Genomic DNA, 21,612 nt, shown 5'->3' with positions numbered 1-21,612 from the left:
GACCGAGTTCGTTCGGGGTGTAACGCCGCGCGCGGGCGGCAGGATGAGATTTCCATGGGTCTGGTCACTGTCGAGGGTCGCCGAGTCGGCTTCACCGACGCGCTGTCACGTGTCGCCGAGCAGCTGAGCCCGCTCGGCGACGCCGGCCGGTGCGTCGCCGAGTCGTACGCCCTGGCCACCGAGATTCGCCGCCTCAGCGAGGCGAAGGCCGTGGACGACAAGGAGGTCAAGCTGGCGCTGCTGGACCAGCGCCGGCGGGAGTCCACGGCGACCCTGCGCAGCATGCGGAAGGAACTGGGCCGGGCCGACAGGAGCGCGTCGGCATTGCGGGAGTGCATGGTCAACATGCAGCGCGCGACCGTGAAGCCGGGACTGGAGCTGGCGGAACGCCGCGCCTACATCGACCTGACCCAGCACTTCACCACCATGCTCGTGCAGCACCACTCCGAACTCACCGGAGGCGTCGCGGACGTCATCGACAAGGTCCTCAACGGATCCGGCGCGGCCGCTCTCGCACCCGCCCGCCGCACCAAGCCGCGCCGCACCCGGTGAGCCGCGACCAGCGGGGCTGTGGCGGGTGCGCGTTCGCGTTCCTCGCCCTGGTCCTCGTGATGCCGCTTGCGGTCGTGCTGGTGTCGCCCGCGGTCGCGGCGCGCATCGTCGTCGACGGCCTGCCCGAACACGCGGTGCACCTGCAGGAGTGGCTCTGGGGCTGCGCCGTGGCGGTGCCGATGGCCGCGCTGCTGGTCCGGTTCGCGCTGAACCGCCACGGCCGGCTGCGCCGCTCACCACCGATCCGGCGCTGGACGGGCTTCCTGGTGCGCGGCCTGGTGCTGCTGGCCGCCGTGAACGTCCACGTGTTCCTGCGGAAGTGGCCTTCCCTCCCCGGCGACCACGTCGTCGACGACGGCACCACGCTCTTCGGAACCGCGGCGCTGATCGGCGTCGCCGTCCTGGTCGTGATGAGGCTCTGGGACCGCCGTGCCCGCAGGGTCACCGTCGAGGAGGTGCGGGCGGCGGCCACCGAGGCCGACCAGGCGCTGCGGCGCGTCCGCACCCAGAACGACCGGGTGCGCCGCCAGGCCCAGCAGGTGCGCGCCCGCGTGGAGAAGCTCCAGCGTTCGGAGCGGCCCGGCGTCGAGTTCCACTCCCTGCGGGTGTTCCACCGCGAGTCCTACCAGTGCGCCGACACCGCCCACATCGCCTACCACTCGGCGCAGAACTCGTTGCGCACGATGGCGAGCCTCGTCCGCCACGCCCGGCGCGCGCCTTACCAGTTGACCGTGAGCAGCCGCGCCCGAGCCGAGATGAGGGCCGCCGCGGCACACCTGGCCCGCTCCCAGGGCGAGCTGCGGACTCACGTGGACGAGGGACTCGGCATGGTCCGCACGTTGAACGCCAACACCTCCGACCTCAAGCACGAGATCCGCGACCACTGCGGCGCACCGGGCCGCGAGTGGTTCGCGGCACTGGAGGAACGCGTCGAGCAGGCCCGCGAAGAGCGCCGGGTGGGAAACCGCTTTGGAGGCGGTCAGTAATCTCCTCGCCACAGCCTCACGTGAGAGGGTTAGGGCGATGCCTGGCGTGTTCGTCAACTACCGCACCGGTGACGGTGAATGGGCGGCTGCCCTGGTCAAGCGGGAGTTGAGCGCGCGCTTCGGAGGTGACCAGGTCTTCTACGCGAGCCAGTCGATCCGCCTCGGCGAGGACTTCTCCCGCGAGATCCTGAGCGGCCTGCGCCGGTGCGAGGTCCTCCTGGCCCTCATCGGCCCCCGCTGGGTGCACGCCGTGGACCGTGAGGGCGTCCGCCGCCTCGACAAGCCCGACGACTGGGTGCGCCGCGAGATCCTCGAGGCCTTCGACTGCGGCCTACGGGTCATCCCGGTCCTGATGGACGGCATCGACCCGCTGCGGGAGGCCGACCTGCCCGACGCGTTGCAGCGCGTGGCCCGCTGCCAGTACCTGCGCATCCACCACCGCAGCGACGACCTGGACCTGCCGCGCCTGGTCGACGAACTGGTCGAGCTGGTGCCGGAACTCGTCGCACCGCGCCCGTCGTCCGCCCCGCGCCCCGGCCGCCCGGCCGAGGGTGAGCTGCGCAGCCCGATCACCGAGTTCCGCCAGGCCCTGTCCGAACCGCTGGGACTGTCTGTCCACGAGCGCGTTCAGGCGGCGGCATCGGCGGCGCTCGAACTGCTCACGGAAGTCCGGTACCCCACCACCGGTCACCTCCACGACAGTGACCTGCCCTCCGACCTGGAGAAGCGGCTCACCGGCTACGAGCACGACCTGGCCCCGCTGCTGCGTCTCGTCGCCATCGGCGTGCGGTCCGGCGACCGGCGGCACGACGAGGTGTGGACCGGCCTGGTCGAACGTTTCCTGCGCAGGCAGCCGCGGCACCACGGCGCGCGCGACGTGTGGGTCAACGCCTCGGCCTACCCGGCGCTGCTGCTGACCTGCGTGATCGGCGTCGCCGCCACGGTGGCGAACAGGGAGGACCTCCTGCACCGCCTGCTGTGCCGGACCGCGGCCACCTCCGCGGACGGCCGCACGACGCCGGTGCTGCGGGAACTGGCGCTGCGCAACGTGGTCGACCCGCGGCACGCGGCAGCACTTCCCACCTGGGGCGGTGCGCCTCCTCACCAGGCGCTGAGCGTGCAACTGAGACAGGTGCTCAGCCGCGTGTTCTTCAACGTCGTGGACGGCCCGGCGTTCGAGTGGGCGTTCGCGGACTACGAGTTCCTGCGCAGCCTGCTGGAACTGCACGACGCGCCGTTCTCGTCGCTGGGCGAGTTCGCGGTGCGCCTCGACCACGACGACTCCGTCATCTACCAGCGCAACGCCGCGCGGCTGGACGCCGACTCGGTGCTGCTGCGCGCCGGGGCGTTCGGCGGGGAGCCCGACAACGTTGCCGTGGCCTGGCGCGAGCTGCGCCAGGCCACCCGCGCCCGGTACTCCTGACCGACCGGCGGGCGCGGATCACTCCAGCAGGACCAGGCCGTACGAGCCGCCGGCGGCGATGCCGATGACTCCGTGGTCGAGCTCGGCCGGTACGGGCGGCACGGGGGACACGGGGTACCCCATGTCCAGGCCCCAGCCGATGACGGAACCATCCGTCTTCAGCACCAGCACGTGCTGAACATGCGCGTCGACCGCGACGACGTCGTGCTGTGCGGCGGGTGGGACGGAGAACGGGCCGTTGTTGTCCAGTCCCCAGCCGGTGAGCGTGCCGTCCGTCCGCAGCGCCAGACAGGGCCCGTACCCTCCCGCGACGGTGCGGACGTCGTGCATCGGCGCGGGAGGGTCGCAGGTGTACTGGCTGGTGTCACCCCAGCTGACCACTGTGCCGTCAGCTCGCACGGCCATGCTGTGCATCCCTCCCACGGCGATGGCGGTGGCTCCGGTGAGGGACGGCGGAGGCGTCCAACTCCACTGGCCGGCGCAGCACAAGACGCCCCACGCGACCAGACTGCCGTCTCTCTTCAACGCCACGCTGTGCAGGACTCCGGCGGCGATCGCGATCACGTCGTGCCGGGCGTCCGGTGGGACGTCCGTGACCCCGTACTCGCTGATGCCCCAGGCGAGGACGGATCCGTCGGCTTTCAGCGCCAGACTGTGCTGGTAGCCCGCGGCGATCGCGACCACACCGCTCAACGCCTCCTCAGGCACGTCCGACTCGGTGGAGTAGTTGGAGCCCCAGGCGATAACAGAACCGTCCGCCTTCAGCGCCAAGGCGTGCTGGCCGCCGGCGTCGATGGCGATCACGCCGCTGGAGACCGATTCCGGCGGGGTCATGTCGACGTCGATGGTGCGACCCCAGAACCTGACCGCTCCACGTGCGACCGTGACCTCGCGGGACGACCGCGAGGTCGCCGTGCCGGTCGTGATGATGAGTGAGACGGTGTAGGCGCCGGCGCTCGAGAACCTGTGGTCGAACTCGGCGGTGCCGGCGGTGGCCTCGGGCGTGGCCGAACCGGTTCTGGTGACGGTCCACCGCCAGCTGTCCGGCCGCCCGGTGGTCTCAGCGCCGAAGCGCACCAGCTCGCCGATCACCGGCTTCGGCCGCTGGACCGCGATTCGGGTGATGCTCGGCGGGGCCCCCGGCTCGGTGATCGTCACCGTGGTCTCCGCCTGCGCAGTGCCCCCGCCGTCGAGGGACGCGGTGGCACGGACGGTGAAGCTGCCAGTCCGCTGCCAGCTGTGGCGGACGGTGGTGCCCGATCCCGCCGGTGCGTCGTCACCGAACGACCAGCTCGCCGGTGCCGCGGACGCCGATGGCGACACCATCGTCAGCTCGAACTCTTCACCGACCACGCCGTGGGAGCGCGGACTGACCACAATGGACGCCGCGGGAGGCGCGCCGGGTGTCGGCGGAGAGGGCTGACCCGTCTGTCCGGGCAGGCCCAGGTGCCGGCCCTCACGGCGATCGATCTTCTTCGCCGGGTCCGCTTGCGCGCGCGGGTCGGGTGACGGCCGGACGTCGCCCCTGACGGGCTCCCGGGTGTACTTGGTGATCGTTCGGACGCCGCCGGTCAGGTCCAGCACCCCGGCCGTGTCACCGCCAGGGTCGTTGAAGAAGACGACGTCGTCGTGGGCGATCAGCTCGAACTCGACGGGCTGGTCGAACAACTGGCGCTGGGCGACGACCCTCGAGTGGACGAGGTCGACGATCGTCGCCTGCCCGGTGGAGAGGTCGGGAACCACCGCGTGGCCGCCGACCTCGACCGGCTTCCCGAGTTCGGCACCTGCGGCGGAGACCTTCACGGGCGAGGCACAGCCGGTGCCGAACGTGCACGACACCAGTTCACCGCTGCTGCCGATCGCGACGAGCAGTCGTTCCTCAGCGGTGGTTCCCCCGATCGCCAGTTCGTCGCCGGCGGGCACGCCGAGCCGCACCGACCGCGTGATCGCACCGGTGGCGGGGTCCAGCAGTCCGGCCGTGCCACGATCTGGATCCACCAGCGCCACCCAGCCCCCGGTGATCGTCAGGCGGGCGTTCTTCGTCGCGGCGTGGGTCCGCCGTCGCCCGTCTTCCAGCCAGACCACGTCACCGGTCGAGTCGTCGACCGCCCAGACCCGGTCCTGCTCGTCGACGGCGGCGTTGCCGGGCCTGATCGACCCCGCCAGCCGCACCGGCTCGCCTCGTGGCGCGAGCGTCGCCGGGTCGACGGCCGCCGACATTCCACTGTGGACGTCGACCACGTGCAGCGCCTTCGGTGACGGCAGCACGACCAGCCCGTCACTCGCCGCCAGTGCGGCTCCCGCCGGGGTGACCCGTTCGCTGGCGCCGTCGACACCGCTCAGCAAGCCCGTCTTCCGGTCGAGCACCACGGCGGAGCCGTCCCGCTGGGTGACGGTCAGGTCCGTGTCCGGAGCGGCTACGGGCACGCGGGCCACCACCTCGGCGGCGGCGCCGTTCACCAGCGTCACCTCACCGGTCCGGGCCGACGCGAGCCAGACCGTGCCGGAGTGCATGCGCACCTCTGCCGCGTCGTAGCCGGGCCCCACCACCAGAACGGCCGTGGCGGCAGTGGCGACGGCGGTGAGCGCGCCCAGCAGCCGCGCCCGTCGCTTCATCGGTCTCATCGGTCAGTTGAGCCCGTCCTGCAGGACCAGGTTGAACCCCTTGCCCGCCGCGACGGCTGTCACCCCGCGGTTGTACTCGGGCGGCGGCGGGGGCTCGAAGTCGTACTCGAGGCCCCATCCGAGCATGGTGCCGTCGTTCTTCAGCGCCAGGACGTGTTGTTGACCGAAGTTCAGCCCGACAACGCCACTCTTGGCCGCCTCAGGAACGAAGGCGAGGGGGGACGAGAGGAAGCCCCAGCTGGTGACCGAACCGTTCTCGCCCAGCGCCAGGGTGACACTTTCCGAGAAGCCGGCTGCTCGTACTTCACCGTCGATCCGGCCGGACGCCTCTTCCCCGAACGGCCAGACGATGATGGAGCCGTCCTCCTTCCACGCCGTGCACCTCGGGAACCCGGCTTCGATCCCGATCACACCGCTGGTCGCTGCCTCGGGCACCGGTTGCAAGGAGGAGCTGGGACCCCACACGATCACGCGGCCGTCCTCGTTCAACGCCATGCTGTCGAACGACCCGGCGGAGATGGCGACAACGTTGTGCTGGGCCTCGTCCGGCACGTCCGACTCTCCGCCGTCGTTGCTGCCCCAGGCGATGACGGAGCCGTCGGCCTTCAGCGCGAGACTGTGATCTCCACCGGCGGAGATCGCGGTCACGCCGCTCAATGCCTGCGGGGGCACGTCCGACTGTCTGAACGCGTTGTCGCCCCAGGCGATCACGCGGCCGTCCGCTTTCAACGCCAGGACGTGGTTCAGCCCCGCGTCGATCGCGATCACCCCGCTCTCCGCCTCCCGCGGAGGTTCGAGCGCGAGGCGTTCGACTTCGCGGCCCCAGGCTTTGACGGAGCCCTGTCCCACGCTGAACTGCCGAGACGACTGAGCGGTCCGGGATCCCTTGGCGATCGTGAGCGTGACGACGTACTGGCCGGCTGCGGTGAACGCGTGGGAGAACTCGGCCGTCCGCGCGGTCATCTCGGGTGCCGGCTTGCCGGCCCTGATGACGGTCCACTCCCAGCGGTCCGGATCGCGGGTGGTGTCGGCACTGAAGTCCACCGGCTCGCCGACCACCGGTTTCGGCCGCCGGACGTTGAGCTCGGTGATGGCCGGCGGGGAGTCCGGCGGGTCCACGATCACCCTCGTCTCCGCCACGGCCTGCTTGCCCGTGCCGAACGTCGCGGTCGCGCGGACGGCGTAGGTGCCCGGCTCGGTCCACCTGTGCCGGGCCGAGAAGCCAGACGCGCCGGCTCCGTCGCCGAACGACCACCCGATGGTCGCGTTGACGGCAGGCTGCAGCACGAAGGTCAACTCGAACTCGTCGCCGATCTCACCGCGGTTGCCGGGCTTGACCAGGATGGACGCCGTGGGGCCTGGAACTCGCCGGCCGGGATCACCGCTCAGGCTGGGCAGTCCCAGCCCGGCGTCCGGCGTCTGCCTGCCAGTCTTCTTCACGTCGTCCGACGGCTTGCCCTCGGACACCTGCGGGAGGGCGGGCGTGGCGGGGTCGTCGGCGTACTTGGTGATCGTGCGCACGTCGCCCCACAGATCGAGGACGCCGGCCTTGGAGCTCTCCGGGTCGTTGAAGAAGACGATGTCGTCGCGGGTGATGAGCTCGAACGGGGCCGGCTGATCGAACAGCCGCCGCTGGGCCACCACCCGGGACGTGCCGAGATCGACGATCGTCACCTGTCCGGTCGAGTGGTCGGGCACCACCGCGTGGTCGTCGACCTCGACCAGGGCGCCGAGGCCGGCACCCGCGGCGGCGACTTTCACGGGCGCGGTGCAGGAGCCGGCGTCGAAGGTGCACGTGATCAGTTCACCGCGGGAAGGAATCACGATCAGCACCCTGGCGAGGCCGGGGGAGCCGCTCACGACCACGTCGTCTTCGGGACGGAGTTCCGGCCGCAGCGTGCGGCTGACGCCCCCGCTCTCGGGGTGGATCAGCTGAACGGTGCCGTGCTCGGGGTCCACCAGCGCGGGAAGGCCCTTGGTGATCGCGAGACGGCCGTTGCCGGTGCCCGCGGCACGGACTCGCCGCTCGCCCTCGCTCAGCCAGACCACGTCGCCGGTCTCGTCGTCGATCGCCCACACCCGGCCTTCGCCGTCGACGACGCCGCTGCCCGGCCTGATCCTCCCGGCCAGTCGCTCGGGTTCGCCGATCGGCGCCAGCGTCACGGGGTCGGCCGCCACGGCGACCCCACTGTGGACGTCGATCACCCGCAGCGCGTCCGGTGAGGGCAGCACGACCACTCCGTCGCTCGCGGGCAGCACGGACACCGTCGGCGTGACCTCTTCGGTGGCGCTGTCGACCCGGCGCAGCGCGCCGGTCCTCTCGTCCAGGACCAGGGCGGCGTCGCCCTGCTGGGTGACGTTCAGGGCCGTGCTCGGATCGCCGACCACCACCTGGGCCTTCACCTCGGCGGACGCGCCGTCCACGAGCGTCGCCTGGCCGACCCGTTCGGACGCCAGCCACACCGCCCCGGAGTGCATCCGCGCCTGGGAGGTCTCGTACCCGGGGCCCGCCACCACGACAGCGCCGGTCAGCGCGGCGATGACGGAGAGCATGACTCGGACGTGTCTCGGTTTCATTGGTACCGCCCCGTTTCCAGCCTCTCGCCCGCCTGCCGCCTGCGCCGCGTGGCGCCCCACGAGGTCCACAACGGACGCGGGTCCACCGCCGCGCGAACCCGTGCGACGGACAGGCGTCGCTGGTGGAGCACAGCGTTCAGCCGCGCCTCGTGTTCCCAGGCCTGATCGGATTCCGGCTGGCCGAGGAGTTCCGGTGCGTAGATCGCCGTGGTCGCCAGCCGAGCGGTCTCGGCGATCGGGTTCGCCGTGTCACCGAGCCTGCCTCGTACGTGCAGCGCCACCTCGTGGAACGTGAGTGAGACAGGTGGCGAGATGCCGCGTTCGGTCAGCCGGTCGAGCTGTTCGTGCCACGCTCCGAGAATCCGTGCCGCGTTGTCCTCACCGCTGCGCCTGCGCCTGCGGCGGCCGGCTTTGCCCAGTGTCACCAGCGCGCCGGCGAACAGCAGGAGCAGAACCGACGCCGGTATCAGGACCAGCGTGCCGTTCAGGACATCGCTCCAGCGCAGCGCCCACGCCTCCGGTGCGACGACGGATTCCGCTTCCGCCTGCGGCGCGGGAACTTGAGCCTCAGTCGGTGGGGCGACCTGCGGCGGGACCACGCGGGGTGGCTCCTCCGGTGGCGGCGGCGTGCTCGCGGTGTTGTCACCGGTCGGGTCGAACTTGACCCAGCCGAGTCCGGCGTAGTGCACCTCGGCCCAGGCGTGGGCGTCCGCGGTGGTGACCCGGAAGACGCCGTCCTGGGGAGAACGCAGGCGGTAGCCGACCGCGACCCTGACCGGGAACCCCCACATCCTGGCGATCACCGCGAACGCGGCGGTGTACTGCTCCGCGTTCCCGCCGGTTTCTCCCAGCAGCGCGCGGTTGATCGCGGCGTAGGAGTGCCCTGGAGGCCGGTCCAGCCGGTAGCTCAGGTTCCGCAGTTCGTGCTCGAGGAAGAAGAGCTGGGATTCAGCGGCGTTCGCGTGGCGTTCGCGGACCTTCGCCGCCAGCGAGTTGACCGAATCGGGAATGCCGCCGGGAAGCGCAGCCGAGTGGTTCGCCGCCGGTGTGGGCCGTCCCGGTTCGTCGAGCCCCTGGTTGGTCTCGGCCGTGAGGTCGTAGCTGAACCCCGGCGAGTTCGAACCGCTGCGCACCACCACACCCGAATCCGGGTCGAACCCGAACCTCCCACCGGTCCCGGCCTGCACGTCCAACCGGGACGGCCAGCCGACGACGGGCAGGTACGGGCCGGAGAGCTCCTGCAACTCGACCCGCATCTTCACCTGCTTTCGATTCGTCATGTCCGGGTCGACGGTGAGGCGGCTCCCGGCCACGCGGTAGGTGTCGTCCGCGGTCCAGGTGGTGCCGTCGAACCGGTCGAGGGCCGCGGTGCGGATCCTGTCGAACTTCGAGGCGGTCGCGGCGTCCGTTCGCACGACGAACAGCGGGCGGGGCGGGTTCTCGTTGAGCTGTTTCTTCAGTTCTGCCAGCGGGGTCAGCGTGTCGGTGCCGAGGACCGGCGGGGCCAGCACGTCGCGTGGGTCGAAGCGGTGAGCACCAGACGCGAAGGGCAGCACCTGCCCGCCGACGACACCGGACAACGCACTGGCGGCGACCATCGCGGCCACGAGGGCGAGGGCGACGACCGGCCTGCCGGACGGGCGTCCGGTGCGCACCGGACTGCCTCGATGAGTGCGGACCGTGATCAGGAGCAGCGCGGCGAGCAGGAACACGACGGTGGCGGCCAGATGGCCGCCTGCCTGGTTGCCGACGGCCAGGAGAGCGAACAGGAAACCGGCCAGTGGCGGGGCGAGCGGTGCCAGCGGGTGGCGTGTCCGCAGGACGAGCAGGACCGACGAGAACGTTACCGCCCACGTCACCAGCGCCGGCGCCGCCAGCAACTCGGGCCAGCTGTCGGCGGGAGCGGTCACGGTGAGCAGGCGGTTCCAGCTGCCGCGCGTTCCGCTGAAGACGGCGGAAGCGGCGCCGCCGAACACTCCGTAGACCATGACGACGGCTAGTCCCAGGGAGCCCAGTACCGCCGTCGCCCACATGTGCCGGTGGCCCGCCGCGGCCGTCAGCGCGCCCGCGAGGCACGCGAGCGCGAGCACCGGGAGGTAATCGGAGGTGGCGAAGAACCCTTGGTACACGAGCATTCCCGCCGCCGCGGTCACCACGGCGAGCACCACCTCGGCCGTGTCGCCCGGCGCGAACCTCTGCCAGTTCATCGCAGCACCAGCCGGTTCCAGCTCGTGGCGAACTGCTCGCTGTTCGCCGCGGCGATCGCGAGCACCCCGTGCGGCCTGGCCGGCAACGCCGCGTCCGGCGAGACGAGCTGGGCCAGGCTGACCGAGAGGAACCGGGGACGCAAAGACATCAGCAACTGGGAGGCCGCGGCGTCCGTGCGACCCGTGACGACGACGAGGGCGACGCCCTGGGTGTCGGTGACCACGTCCCGCACCAGGTCGGGCAGCGCGGCGAGTCCCCGATCGGCGCTGTCCCGCTGCACGGTGGACAGGAGCTCCAGCGCGGTACCGCTCGACTCCCGCTCCGCCCCGCCGGTGGTGCGGAGGTGCAGCGGCAGGCTCGATCCCTCGGCGGCGACGCAGAACGACGCGGCGACGCGGACCGCGTCCTCGAAGAGCGTCCCGGTGTACGGCGCGGAACTGGTGTCCAGCACGATCAGCTGGCGCGGCTCGTCGGGCACCACCACGTGGCGGGCCATGACCGTGCCGGTCCTGGCCGTCGCGCCCCAGTGGATGCGCCGCCAGTCGTCGCCGGGCACGTACTCCCGCAGGCTGTGGAACGCCGCCCCGCCCAGCGGAGCGTTGCTGGTCGTGTGGCCTTCGGCGTCCTGCGCTCCGCCGAACGTGTTCATGGCCAGCAGGTGCACGCGCGGGTAGACGTGCACGACGAGTTCGGACCCGGCCGCGCGGCCGCGCTGCAGCAGTCGCATCGGGTCGGAGTGCCCGAGCCGCACAGGTGGGATCGTGTAGCGGCCGCGCCGTCCGACCGGGAGCGGGTAGCTGACCGTGCAGTCGTGGCCCGCGGCCAGCGCGGGCACGGTGACGGTCGTGCGGTCTCCTCCGAGCGTCTCGGTGATCACCAGCGGCGGGCTTCCCCGCCTGCCCACGTTCGTCACGGTCAGCGTGCCCTGGGCGGCGCTGCCCTCGAACACACGCCTCGGCCGGACTTCCCGCACGGTCGTCAGCTTGGGCGTTGCCAGCAGCCACAGGGCGGCGACGAGCAGGGCGCCCGTCGCGGCCAGGCCGAGCGTCACCAGTTCCGGGTAGTCCGCCCACGTGCCGGCGCCGGTCAGGCACACGGCGGCGAGCGCCATCCAGGCGCCGGTCGAAGTCAGCCCGGTTCTGCGGAGCCGGGAAACGGCGCTCATCGGCCCGCCGGCACCGGCGCCGTGGCCAGGACCTCGGTCAGGATCGCCTCGGCGGTGCGTTGCTGGATGCGGGCTTCCGGGGTGAGCAGCAGGCGGTGGTTCAGCACCGGCACGGCCACCGCCTTCACGTCGTCGGCGGTGACGTAGGGACGACCGGCGGAGAGCGCGTAGGCCTGGGCTGCTGTGATCATGGAGATGCCGCCGCGCGGGCTCACGCCCAGCTCCACGTCCGGGTGGACCCGGGTGGCGCGGACGAGGCGGGCGACGTACTCGCGGAGGTCGTCGGCCACGCGTTGTTCGCGGACCGCGCGGATCATCAGGCGGAGGTCGTCGAGCTCCATCACGGACTTGAGCTCGTCGGGGCGGCGGCGGGTGACGCCGTAGGACAGGATGCTGACCTCGTCGGCCAGGTTCTCGGGGTAGCCGATGCTGATGCGCATCATGAACCTGTCCAACTGCGCTTCCGGCAGGGCGTAGGTGCCCTGGTGCTCCACCGGGTTCTGGGTGGCGATGCACAGGAACGGGTAGGGCACCGGGATCGGGCGGCCGTCGACGGTCACCTGGCCTTCGGCCATGACCTCCAGCAGTGCCGACTGGGTCTTGGGGGAGGCCCGGTTGATCTCGTCGCCCAGCAGGATGTGGGTGAAGACGGGGCCCTGGCGGAACTCGAAGCGCGAGCGGCCCTGGTCGTACACCTGCACGCCGGTCACGTCGGACGGGAGCAGGTCGGGGGTGAACTGGATGCGCTTCACCTCCGCGCCCGCGATCGAGCGCGCGATCGCCTTGGCGAGCGAGGTCTTCGCCACGCCCGGTACGTCCTCGATCAGCAGGTGTCCCTCGGCGAGCAGGCACACGAGCGCGAGCCTGACCACTTCGGGCTTGCCGCGGATGAAGTCCTCGACGTTCGCGGCCAGCGCCTCGAACCTGCGCTGGAAAATCGCCGCATCGGACACTTCAACGCCCCCATCGTGCTGTGTTCGGTGAATCGTTAGTGGAGCTGACTGCGCAGGGCCGCGTTGAGGCGGGGGTAGACCTCGCTGACCGAGGCCTGCCTGCGCTCGCGGCCGAGGAGGCGGGCGAGTTGCTTGAGGTCCTGGCGCACGGTGGCCGAGTCGACCAGGTCGGCGGCGTCGAGGACCTTCGCGGTCAACGCGCTGGCGTGGTCGATGTCGCCTGCGCTGGCGTAGGCGAGGGCACGGCGGGCGCCGAAGCGCGCGTGGGTGCGGTGGGCGCTGTCCGGCACCAGGGACAGCTGGCGGTCGAACGCGTCCGCTGCCTGGCGGGACCGGCCCAGGTCGTGCAGGCACCAGGCCTCGACGAGGCTGATCAGGTCGGCGCCGCTGACCGAGGCCGAGCCCATGGTCATGCCGTCGGCGGTGTCGGCCCTGGCGAGCAGGACGGCGGCGCGGTCGAGCGCGCGGCGGCAGTTGTCGTAGTCGCAGGCCAGCGCGTGGCCCTGGGCCTCGCGCAACGCGGCGAGCCCTTGCACGCGGGGGGAGGTGCCGGGTGCGGCCTGCGCCTGCCGGGCCAGGTCGACGGTGCCTGCGGCGTCCTCGCGGTAGAGCGTGATCAGCGCCTGCCTGATCAGTGAGTACGTGGCCATCTCGGTGTCACCGGCCGCGGCGCCCATCTCGACGGCGTTGCGGGTCCACCACATCGCGGCCCTGTCGTCACCGGCCTCCTGGGCCATCCACCCGGCGTACTCGCTGTAGCGGGCGGCGAGCCCCAGCAGCTGTTCGCGCACGGGGGTGGGCGCGCCGTTCGCCATGCCGCGCAACGTGTGGGTGTGCACCGTGACCATCGGCAGCACCACGCTGGGGCTCGTCGTCTGCCCCAGCTTCCTGACCTCGGTGAACAACGAGCGGAACGCCGCCAGGGTGCCGTCGTGGGCCGCGCTCGCGGAGGCGGCGCGGGGAGCGCCCAGCGTCAGTCCGAGCAACGAGGCGGCGCCCGCCGCGATCGCCTCGCGCCGAGGCATCGGAACCATCCAGCTCGACCCGTCCGGAGCCATGCTCATCACCCACACTTCGCCGTCGCCGTCGGCCGCGACGGCAGCGAGCGGGCTCGCGGGGGCGGGCTGGTCCACCAGGGCTGCCAGACGTCCACCGGCTCCGAGAACCGCGTCGCAGCGCCGGGCCAGATCAACACCTGGTTGCTTGAATCCAGTCTCGATCTTGCCCAGATAGCCCTTGCTGTAGTGGACCTGCTGCGCCAGCGCCGCCAGCGACAGGCCCGCCGCGGTGCGCAGGCGCCGCAGCTCCACCCCAAAGACATCCGACTGCTCAGCCATGCGTCCCCGCCCTCGACCGCCGCTCCCAGCGGCCGGTGAATCGACCGTTGCAGACTACTGAGCCGCTGGTCGCAGGCCCAGTCCCCCCGGAGCGCCGGCGTCGGCGGACGCCTGGCTGCCTCCGAGTCTGATCCGCCGCCCGGCCGAATCCCAGGCGTCTCCCGTCGCCTCCGTGATCGGGAGACGGGAGACCCCTGCCCCGCGGAGCCGTTGCGGGACATGCTGGTTCCGGACGGCACGCAAGACGTCGTCCGGTTTCTGGGGGGTGTGGCGGCAGGCCGGGGCTGGGGGCTCAGTCCTGCCGCCACAGACAAACGTGGAGAAGGGGAACCGAAGAGTGAACAGGGACTGGACGGGCGCGCCCTCCTGACCACGCGTCACCCGGTCGTGCACCCGGTCAACTGCGCCGAATCGGCGCCAGAAGATCACGGATGTGCTGAACTGAACGGCATGGGCACGCGCACGATCCGTTACACCGCACTACTGGCCTGCATCGCGGCTCTCACGGCCTGCACCGCGCCGCCCGAACCGCCGGTGGCCTCGCCAGGACCGGCGCTGGACCCGCAGGCGGTCAACTACGACAACCTCGACTTCGTGAAGTCACGGCCCGCCGTCTTCGACAACAAGTGCGGCACGCTTCCGCGCGACCTCCAGTCGGTGCTCGGGCTGGAGTCGAAGCCCGCCGACGGCATGGGCGGCGGCTGCAACGCGCGGGAGTCGTGGGGGAACCTCTCGATCCACCTGTTCAGCCCGATGTCGAACCGCAAGTCGCGGGCCCAGTACTTCTCCGACGCCTGGAACGGTGACCTCGGCGCGGGCGGCTACTTCCAGCGGTCGATCCTGCTGGACCGCTACTACGCCGTCACCAAGATCGCCGGTTCGGTCAACGACAGCTGCACGGTCACCGTCGACACCGGCTCCGAGCAGCCGTTCGAGGTCACGGCCTCGATGGACTTCGACGAGAGCATCGCGCTGTCGGCCCAGGACGTCGACCAGCCGATCGACCGCGCCCTGCGCGACTTCTGCCCCAGGGCCAAGGAAGCGGCGGAGAAGCTGCTGCCGCTGCTCGACGAGAACGGCGGCAGCCGCGCGGGCTGAGCCTCAGCCCGCGTCGCGCCTGCTGAGCACCACGAGCGAGATGGCGAGCAGCGTCAGCCACACCACCAGCGACGAGATCGTCTGCGGCCACCCCGCGCCGTCACCGGCCATGTGCCAGGCCGCCTCGAGCGGGTAGATCAGCCCGAAGACCTCCGGCAGCGCCAGGCGGGCCACCGCCAGCAGCGGCACGACGACGAAGAACACCGTCAGCGAGCCGCCCGTGTTCGGGATGAGCAGCGAGACGATCAACGCCGTGAGCAGCACCTGCGCGGTGGCCAGCATCGTCACGCCGAGCACCCAGCCCGGCCGTGAGCCGAGCAGGTAGTTGTGGTTGATCCCCTGCGCCGCGCTCTTGATCATCAGCGGGTACAGGACGAACGTGAACAGCGAGCACGCCAGCCACACGCCGGCGAGCACCGTGCCCTGCGCCAGCAGGTAACGCAGGCGTGAGGGCTGCACCAGGAGCGTGGGCTGCACGCTCTTGTACTGCCACTCGCCCGCGACGAGCTTGATCACGGTCGCGAAGACCAGCAGCAGGCCGAGCTGGATCACCATGAGCATCGGCTGGAGCTGCCTGCCCGCGCTCGCGAGGTTCGTCTGCAGCAACGTGAACAGCGCCATCAGCCCGAGCAGGAACACCGGCGCGCAGGCCATCACGATTTTGTCCGACCGCGTGCCGACGAGCTTGCGCGCCTCCACCGCCACCAGCCGCCAGAACGACGACGATCGGGCGGCGCGGGCGGCCCACGGGCCGGGTGCGGCAGGAGGCTGTTGCTGTTGCTGCTGCCACGCGGCCGGATGACCGACGGTCATGACCTACCTCCACTGGTCAGGCGGAAGAACAGGTCTTCCAGGCTCATCTGCTCCTCGCGCAGGCCCAGCAACGGGATTCCCGCGGCGAACGTCACGTCGGAGATCTTCTCGACCGGCGCGTGCGCGGCGATGAAGCCGTCCGGCGCGGGCTGGACGGCGATGCCACCCCGCTGCAGCGACTCGGCCAGGCGGTTCATGTCCTTGGCGCGCACCAGGGAGCGGGACGACGTGGTCAGGCTCGCCAGCGGCCCGTCCGCCACGATGCGCCCGCCGCCGATCACCAGCACCCGGTCGGCCGTCTGGTCCACTTCGGACAGCACGTGGCTGGACAGCAGCACGGTGCCGCCCCGGGAAGCGTGCCCCCGCAACAGGTTGCGCACCGCGCGGATGCCCTCGGGGTCGAGACCGTTGATGGGCTCGTCGAGCACGAGCAACGGCGGATCGGTGAGCAGCGCGTGCGCGATGCCGAGCCGCTGCCGCATGCCGAGGCTGTACTTGCCGATCTTGCGGGTGGCGGCGTCGGCCAGCCCCAGCACCTCCAGGACCTCGTCGGCCCTGCGAGCGGGCACGCCGGCCAGCGTCGCGGCCATCCGCAGGTGACTCCGGCCGCTCCGTCCCGGGTGGACGGCCGCCGCGTCGAGCAGCACGCCCGCGACGTGGGACGGGTTGGGCCACGCGGTGAACGCGCGCCCCGCGACCGTCGCCTGGCCGCGGTCGGGCCGGGTCAGTCCGGTGATCATGCGCAACGTCGTCGACTTGCCCGCGCCGTTCGGCCCCAGGAAGGCGGTCACGGTGCCCGGCTGGAGCTCGAACCCCACCTGGTCGACGACGGTGCGACCCTCATAGGCCTTGGTCAGCCCCCACGCTGCAAGCACCTACCCACCGTAGCGGTAGTCACTGTCCGTCGTGGACTGATTCGCCGTGTCGCGGCGCAGTTGCACAGCCGTTCACCCGCGCAGGTACGTGAGCGTGGCGAGCACCCGGCGGTTGCGGTCCTCGCCGGGCGCGAGGCCCAGCTTGGTGAAGATGTTGCCGACGTGCTTGTTCACCGCCGCCTCGGAGATGACGAGGTGATGGGCGATGCCCGCGTTGGCGTAGCCCTCCGCGACCAGGCCGAGGACCTCGCGCTCGCGATTGGAGAGACCGGCCAGCGGGTTGCGCTTCAGGAGTGTGCGGACCACGTCGGGGTCGACGACGGTGCCACCCGCCGCCACGCGCCGCAGGACGGCGACGAACTCCTGCACGTCGCCCACCCTGTCCTTGAGCAGGTAGCCGACTCCGGCCCCGGTGCCGGAGTCGAGCAGGTCGGCGGCGTAGCCGGTCTCGACGTACTGGCTCAGCGCCACGACGGGCAGGTCCGGGCGGGTCCGGCGCAGTCGCACGGCGGCGCGCAGCCCCTCGTCGGAGAACCCCGGTGGCATGCGGATGTCGGTGACGACGAGGTCCGGGGCGTGGTCGGTCACGGCGGCGACCAGCGCGTCGGCGTCCGCCACGGCCGCAACCACCTGGAAGCCGAAGCGGTCGAGCAACGCCGCGAGGCCTTCGCGCAGCAGGGCGCCGTCCTCGGCCAGGACTGTGCGGATCAGCACGGGAACTCCGCTCGCACGGTGGTGGGCCCGTTTTCCGGGCTGGACAGGGACAGGGTGCCGCCCAGGGCGGCGCAGCGGTCGGCCAGACCGGTCAGGCCGCTGCCGTGCCCGGTGTCCGCGCCGCCGCGGCCGTCGTCGGTGACCTCCACGGTGAGGACGTTGTGCCGCAACGACGCCGCGACCTCGATCCTGGTGGCCCCGCTGTGCTTGGCGGCGTTGCTCAGGGCCTCGGTCACCACGAAGTAGGCCGCGCTCTCGACGGTGCCGGACGGGCGTGCGGGGACGTGGCACCGCACGGTCACCGGGATCGGCGAGCGGTCGGCGAGCTCCTGCAGGGCGGCGGGCAGACCCAGGTCCGACAACGCCTGCGGGTGGATGCCGTGGACGAACTCCCGCAGCTCCACCAGCAGCTGCTTCGCCTGCGCGTGGGCACCGGCGACGGACTCGGCGGCGGGGGAGTCCGGTGGCAGCTCCAGTTTCGCGATGCCCAGCTGCATCACGAGGCTCACGACCCGTTGCTGCGCACCGTCGTGCAGGTCCCGCTCGATGCGGCGCCGTTCCGCGTCGAACGCCGTGACGAGCCGTTCGCGCGACTGCGCGACCTGGACGAGCTCGGTCCGCAGTCGGGTGCCGGACGGGTGCAGAAGAGCCCGCGCGACCGTCGAGTGGACACCGGCGACGAGGGCGAACACGTACAGCAGCAACGGAAGCAGCGCCAAGCCGGTCAACGCGAACGGCACCGCCTCCTGCACCGTGCGCACCTCCCCGAACCCGAGGGCGAGAACGCGGTCCGGTGTCACGAACAACGGGCCGGCGATCAACGCGAGCACCAGCACCAGTGCCAGCCCGAGCACCAGGGACGGCACCGCCAGGAGCACCACCACGAGCAGATGGGCGACGTCCCACCAGGAAACCGGGCCACCGGCGGAAGCCGCCCGGACGAGCCGCAACCGCCGGCGTTCCACCGCGACCACGGGACGAGCCGCCAGCGGCCCGCCCACGAGTGCGAACGGCAGCACCGCAAGGCTCGCCGCGGCGGCCAGCGGAGTGCTCAGAACGTACGCCACCGCGCGCCACGGCCAGCTGCTCAGCAGGAACCGCCACCGTCCCACGGCTTCCCAGATCGTGCGTTCCCCCACCAGGACCACCGTAGCCGGGTAGTAGTTCTGCTACCCCGGAAGCGGACGTCAACACCAGTGACTCCGCCCCGAGCGCGCGGTTGAGTTCTCCCATGTCGTTTCCAGCCGTGGAGCTGCGCCAGGTCACCCGCTTCCACGGGGCCAGGAACACCGGTGTCGCCGCGCTCGACGGCGTCAGCCTGGCCTGCCCGGCCGGTACCTGGACCGCGATCATGGGGCCGTCGGGGTCGGGCAAGTCGACGCTGCTGCACTGCGCCGCGGGGCTGGACCAGGTCACGACCGGCCGTGTCGTGCTGGCGGGGCGGGACATCACCACGGCACCGGACGGCGTGCTCACCGAGATGCGCCGCCGGACGATCGGGTTCGTGTTCCAGAACTTCAACCTGATCGGCTCGCTGACCGCCGAGCAGAACGTGGCGTTCCCGTTGAGGCTGGCCGGGATCCGCGCGTCCAGGAAGGACGTCCGCGGTGTCCTCGGCAGCGTCGGGCTCGCGGACCGGGCCACGCACCGGCCGCGCGAACTCTCCGGCGGCCAGCAGCAACGGGTCGCCATCGCCCGCGCGATGATCTCCCGCCCCGCCGTGCTGTTCGCCGACGAACCGACCGGCGCGCTCGACTCGCACTCCGCGAAGGTGGTCCTGGAACTGTTGCGGGACATGGTGCGCGGCGCGGGTCAGAGCATCGTCATGGTCACGCACGACCCCGCGGTGGCGGCCAGCGCCGACGCGGTGGTGTTCCTCGCGGACGGGCGGATCGCGGACCGGCTGGACGGGCCGACCACGCACCAGGTCGCCGACCGCCTCGCCCGGCTGGAGAGCTGATGCTCCGGATGTCGTTCCGCACGTTCCTCGAGCGGTGGCAGCTGTTCGCGGGAGCCGTGCTCAGCGTGGCCGTCGGTGTCGCGCTCGTGCAGGCGTCGTTCATGGTGCTGGTCGCCACGGGGGAGCCGCGGATCCCGGAAGGCCTGTCCCGCCAGGAGCACGACCGGATCCGCGAAGGGTTCGTGGGCGCGGCGACGGTCATGGGCATGACGGCGTTCCTCGCCATGTTCCTCGCGGTCTTCATCGTGAGCTCCACGTTCGCCTTCACCGTCGACCAGCGCCGCCGCGACCTCGCGCTGCTGCGGCTCACCGGGGGCAGCCGCGGCCAGGTGCGGGTGTTGCTGCTGTCCGAGTCCGTGCTGCTCGGCCTCGTCGGATCGGCACTGGGGGTGCCGATCGGACTGGTCGCCAAGCACGCGCAGACGTGGCTGCTCGTGGGGATCGGCCTGCTGCCGGACTGGTTCGCGGCGCCGTGGCGGTGGCAGGCGGTGGCCGTCGCCGGGGTCATCGGTGTCGGCGTCGCGCTGACCGGCGTGTTCGCCGCCTCGCTGCGGGCGGCGCGGATCCGGCCGCTGGAGGCACTGCGGGAGACCGGGAGGGCCGGCAGGGTCATGACGACCTCCCGGTGGCTGCTCGGCCTGTCCAGCGCGGCCTGCACGGTCGCGATGGCGGTGTGGGCGCACGGCGCGAACCTGATCGGCGCGATGCTGGCGGCGCTGGGCATCTCCATGGTCGGCGCGGTCGCCATGAGCGCGCTGAGCCCGCTCGTCGTCCCGTTCACGGCCTGGCTGCTCGGCCTGCTCCTGCCCGGCAGCCTGGTCGTGGCCTCGCTGCGGGACGGGGTGCGGCGCAGCGCGGCCACGGCGTCCCCGCTGATCGTGCTGGTCTCGTTGCTGCTCGGGCTGGCGGGCACGTTCGGCTCGCTCGCCGCCGCCGGTGGCGAGGAGGCGAAACGATCGGTGAACGGCCAGCTGGTCGTCACCTCCACCGGTGCGCAGGCGGAACGGCTGCCCGGTATCGAGGGGGTGGCCGTCGCGTCCCGCCAGAACACCGTGGACATCACGATCACGGCGGGGGAGCGGCGCAGCGTCTACTCCGGGATCATCGCGGTCGACGCCGCTGACTACGCGCGCACGCACACCCTCGTGCCGGCGAACGGTGACTTGAACGCACTCACCGGAGACACCGTTTTCGTCGGCCCCGCCCAGCACTCCGAATGGATCCGGGCCGGCGAGGTGCTCACCGCCCAGGTTGAAGGAATACCGCTGAGCCTCACCGTCGTCGGAGGACTTCCGGAGACGCTCGAACCTGGCGAGAACTTTGTGGTCCCGCGACGGATTCTGCCTCCGCGGGTCTGGGAGAACGCGCCGACCGAGTCCGTCGTCCAGGTCGAAACGGAACAAAACCCCGGTGCCGTCGCCGAACGGATCGAGCGGGCGGGTATCGGTGAGGTGAGCACCGTGGCGGATTGGGCGGAAGCACGAGCGGGCAGAAATCAGGCAGAAAACATGAAGATACTTTCGGTGCTGATGGGATTGGCCGGGCTCTACGCGTTGATGGCCGTCGTGAACTCGGTCGTCGTCGCCTGCGCCGAACGCCGGCGCGAGTTCGCGGTGTTCCGGGTGTCCGGGCTGAGCAGGCCCCAGGTCGTCCGCACCGCTGTGGCCGAGGCCACTTCGGTGGCGGTCATCGGCCTGGCGCTCGGCTGCGCGGTGGCCGGTGCGGGATTGGCGGGCATCGGCGGTTCCGTCCGCGCCGCGATCGGCGTCGCCGTCGTGCGCGTTCCCTGGACGCTCCTCGCGGTGGTCGCGACCGGATCTCTCGCCGTTGTGGCGGTGACCAGCGGTATCACCGCGTTCTCAGCGACACGGCAGAGGCCGGTCTCGCTGATCCCGACCGAGGAATGACCTGTGATGATCACGGCCGGTCGCCGTGATCGTCATGCGAATTCCCGAATAAGAGCTGGTGACGGATAGCGACGATTGGTCGCGCTCCGTTCTCGCGTAGAAGACGCCGTGCGCCGCTGTCAAGTTCGCCGTCAATAGCGCCGCGTTTCCACAGTTCAGTTAGCAAAAGCCCAGCTCGGCATCCTTTCGCCCGCTCGGTCACGCCGGCCGTCCTGCCTGCGAGAGCGTGTTCCTCCACCACAACGGTGCGACCGGTCCTCGGAACGGGGGGTGTTGCGTTGCGCATCCGACTGAGTACTCTGCACTCACCCCCTCAAGATCATCGCTGTTGGTCATGTTGATCATGTGGTGTTATCTTTCCGTCGCCAATTCGGGTGGTCGTGGAGCGTTGTGAAGCTGAAGAACGTGCCTGAGACGAA

16 protein-coding genes are annotated in these 21,612 nt (G+C 71.3%); 6 read left to right on the top strand and 10 right to left on the bottom strand.

Going from position 1 to position 21,612, the window contains the following annotated elements; all coding sequences use genetic code 11:
- Positions 1–54: 54 nt before the first annotated feature.
- From DFR72_RS38285 to DFR72_RS38275, 3 genes are read left to right on the top strand one after another with little or no spacing between them, the layout of a single operon-like run.
- Positions 55–552, top strand: coding sequence for a magnesium transporter CorA family protein (locus tag DFR72_RS38285; protein WP_090071728.1), 498 nt, complete (start codon positions 55–57; stop codon positions 550–552).
- A complete protein-coding gene (locus tag DFR72_RS38280; protein WP_090071730.1) occupies positions 549–1,538 on the top strand; it encodes a hypothetical protein in 990 nt (329 codons plus the stop codon). Before DFR72_RS38285 ends, DFR72_RS38280 begins: the two co-directional genes overlap by 4 nt.
- 37 nt (positions 1,539–1,575) lie before the next feature.
- Positions 1,576–2,961: a toll/interleukin-1 receptor domain-containing protein gene (locus DFR72_RS38275; RefSeq protein WP_090071732.1), complete on the top strand. Its 1,386-nt coding sequence runs from the start codon at positions 1,576–1,578 to the stop codon at positions 2,959–2,961.
- Positions 2,962–2,979: 18 nt separating this feature from the next.
- Here DFR72_RS38275 and DFR72_RS38270 read toward each other — a convergent pair whose 3' ends face one another.
- Genes DFR72_RS38270 through DFR72_RS38245 form a run of 6 tightly spaced genes read right to left on the bottom strand, consistent with a single transcriptional unit; the run spans position 2,980 to position 13,826 of the window.
- The gene (locus tag DFR72_RS38270; RefSeq protein WP_114773919.1) at positions 2,980–5,577 is read right to left on the bottom strand and encodes a PKD domain-containing protein; all 2,598 of its coding nucleotides are present in this window, start codon (positions 5,575–5,577) and stop codon (positions 2,980–2,982) included.
- A gap of 12 nt (positions 5,578–5,589) precedes the next feature.
- Positions 5,590–8,139, bottom strand: a complete 2,550-nt coding sequence (locus tag DFR72_RS38265; protein WP_114773917.1) for a PKD domain-containing protein — start codon at positions 8,137–8,139, stop codon at positions 5,590–5,592.
- 20 nt (positions 8,140–8,159) lie between these two features.
- Complete coding sequence (locus DFR72_RS38260) at positions 8,160–10,370, bottom strand: transglutaminase TgpA family protein (protein ID WP_090071737.1); 2,211 nt, start codon at positions 10,368–10,370, stop codon at positions 8,160–8,162.
- Positions 10,367–11,536 carry a DUF58 domain-containing protein gene (locus tag DFR72_RS38255; protein ID WP_211335672.1) on the bottom strand — a complete coding sequence of 390 codons (1,170 nt, stop codon included), beginning with the start codon at positions 11,534–11,536 and terminating at the stop codon, positions 10,367–10,369. The genes DFR72_RS38260 and DFR72_RS38255 overlap by 4 nt, the downstream gene beginning before the upstream one ends.
- Positions 11,533–12,489, bottom strand: a complete 957-nt coding sequence (locus DFR72_RS38250; RefSeq protein ID WP_090071741.1) for an AAA family ATPase — start codon at positions 12,487–12,489, stop codon at positions 11,533–11,535. The genes DFR72_RS38255 and DFR72_RS38250 overlap by 4 nt, the downstream gene beginning before the upstream one ends.
- A gap of 35 nt (positions 12,490–12,524) precedes the next feature.
- Positions 12,525–13,826 (bottom strand): NsdA family TPR-like regulatory protein, encoded by a 1,302-nt coding sequence (locus DFR72_RS38245; protein WP_090071744.1) that lies wholly within the window; start codon positions 13,824–13,826, stop codon positions 12,525–12,527.
- A gap of 450 nt (positions 13,827–14,276) precedes the next feature.
- Here DFR72_RS38245 and DFR72_RS38240 point away from each other — a divergent pair, with 450 nt between their 5' ends.
- Entirely contained in the window at positions 14,277–14,924 is a 648-nt protein-coding gene (locus tag DFR72_RS38240; RefSeq protein ID WP_090071745.1) for a DUF3558 domain-containing protein, read from the top strand.
- A gap of 3 nt (positions 14,925–14,927) precedes the next feature.
- Here DFR72_RS38240 and DFR72_RS38235 read toward each other — a convergent pair whose 3' ends face one another.
- From DFR72_RS38235 to DFR72_RS46535, 4 genes are all read right to left on the bottom strand, one after another.
- Positions 14,928–15,737, bottom strand: coding sequence for a hypothetical protein (locus tag DFR72_RS38235; protein WP_090071747.1), 810 nt, complete (start codon positions 15,735–15,737; stop codon positions 14,928–14,930).
- Positions 15,734–16,612 carry an ATP-binding cassette domain-containing protein gene (locus DFR72_RS38230; protein WP_090071749.1) on the bottom strand — a complete coding sequence of 293 codons (879 nt, stop codon included), beginning with the start codon at positions 16,610–16,612 and terminating at the stop codon, positions 15,734–15,736. The genes DFR72_RS38235 and DFR72_RS38230 overlap by 4 nt, the downstream gene beginning before the upstream one ends.
- Positions 16,613–16,684: 72 nt before the next feature.
- Positions 16,685–17,320 carry a response regulator transcription factor gene (locus DFR72_RS46540; protein WP_211335686.1) on the bottom strand — a complete coding sequence of 212 codons (636 nt, stop codon included), beginning with the start codon at positions 17,318–17,320 and terminating at the stop codon, positions 16,685–16,687.
- Positions 17,320–18,465 carry a sensor histidine kinase gene (locus DFR72_RS46535; RefSeq protein ID WP_211335671.1) on the bottom strand — a complete coding sequence of 382 codons (1,146 nt, stop codon included), beginning with the start codon at positions 18,463–18,465 and terminating at the stop codon, positions 17,320–17,322. Before DFR72_RS46535 ends, DFR72_RS46540 begins: the two co-directional genes overlap by 1 nt.
- A gap of 92 nt (positions 18,466–18,557) precedes the next feature.
- On the opposite strand from DFR72_RS46535, the gene DFR72_RS38220 reads away from it, so the two are divergent.
- Positions 18,558–19,286 carry an ABC transporter ATP-binding protein gene (locus tag DFR72_RS38220; protein ID WP_090071751.1) on the top strand — a complete coding sequence of 243 codons (729 nt, stop codon included), beginning with the start codon at positions 18,558–18,560 and terminating at the stop codon, positions 19,284–19,286.
- Positions 19,286–21,193 (top strand): FtsX-like permease family protein, encoded by a 1,908-nt coding sequence (locus DFR72_RS38215; RefSeq protein WP_090071754.1) that lies wholly within the window; start codon positions 19,286–19,288, stop codon positions 21,191–21,193. Before DFR72_RS38220 ends, DFR72_RS38215 begins: the two co-directional genes overlap by 1 nt.
- The last annotated feature ends 419 nt before the right edge of the window (positions 21,194–21,612 follow it).

This window comes from Lentzea flaviverrucosa (assembly GCF_003350445.1).
Lineage (GTDB): Bacteria > Actinomycetota > Actinomycetes > Mycobacteriales > Pseudonocardiaceae > Lentzea > Lentzea californiensis.
This window is presented reverse-complemented; position numbering and strand designations above follow the sequence as displayed.

What these genes read in the sequence shown, in the direction of transcription:
- DFR72_RS38285 (WP_090071728.1), top strand. Translation starts at nt 55, where the DNA reads ATGGGTCTGGTCACTGTCGAGGGTCGCCGAGTCGGCTTCACCGACGCG.
- DFR72_RS38275 (WP_090071732.1), top strand. Translation starts at nt 1,576, where the DNA reads ATGCCTGGCGTGTTCGTCAACTACCGCACCGGTGACGGTGAATGGGCG.
- DFR72_RS38270 (WP_114773919.1), bottom strand. Translation starts at nt 5,577, where the DNA reads ATGAAGCGACGGGCGCGGCTGCTGGGCGCGCTCACCGCCGTCGCCACT.
- DFR72_RS38265 (WP_114773917.1), bottom strand. Translation starts at nt 8,139, where the DNA reads ATGCTCTCCGTCATCGCCGCGCTGACCGGCGCTGTCGTGGTGGCGGGC.
- DFR72_RS38260 (WP_090071737.1), bottom strand. Translation starts at nt 10,370, where the DNA reads ATGAACTGGCAGAGGTTCGCGCCGGGCGACACGGCCGAGGTGGTGCTC.
- DFR72_RS38255 (WP_211335672.1), bottom strand. Translation starts at nt 11,536, where the DNA reads ATGAGCGCCGTTTCCCGGCTCCGCAGAACCGGGCTGACTTCGACCGGC.
- DFR72_RS38245 (WP_090071744.1), bottom strand. Translation starts at nt 13,826, where the DNA reads ATGGCTGAGCAGTCGGATGTCTTTGGGGTGGAGCTGCGGCGCCTGCGC.
- DFR72_RS38240 (WP_090071745.1), top strand. Translation starts at nt 14,277, where the DNA reads ATGGGCACGCGCACGATCCGTTACACCGCACTACTGGCCTGCATCGCG.
- DFR72_RS38235 (WP_090071747.1), bottom strand. Translation starts at nt 15,737, where the DNA reads ATGACCGTCGGTCATCCGGCCGCGTGGCAGCAGCAACAGCAACAGCCT.
- DFR72_RS38220 (WP_090071751.1), top strand. Translation starts at nt 18,558, where the DNA reads ATGTCGTTTCCAGCCGTGGAGCTGCGCCAGGTCACCCGCTTCCACGGG.
- DFR72_RS38215 (WP_090071754.1), top strand. Translation starts at nt 19,286, where the DNA reads ATGCTCCGGATGTCGTTCCGCACGTTCCTCGAGCGGTGGCAGCTGTTC.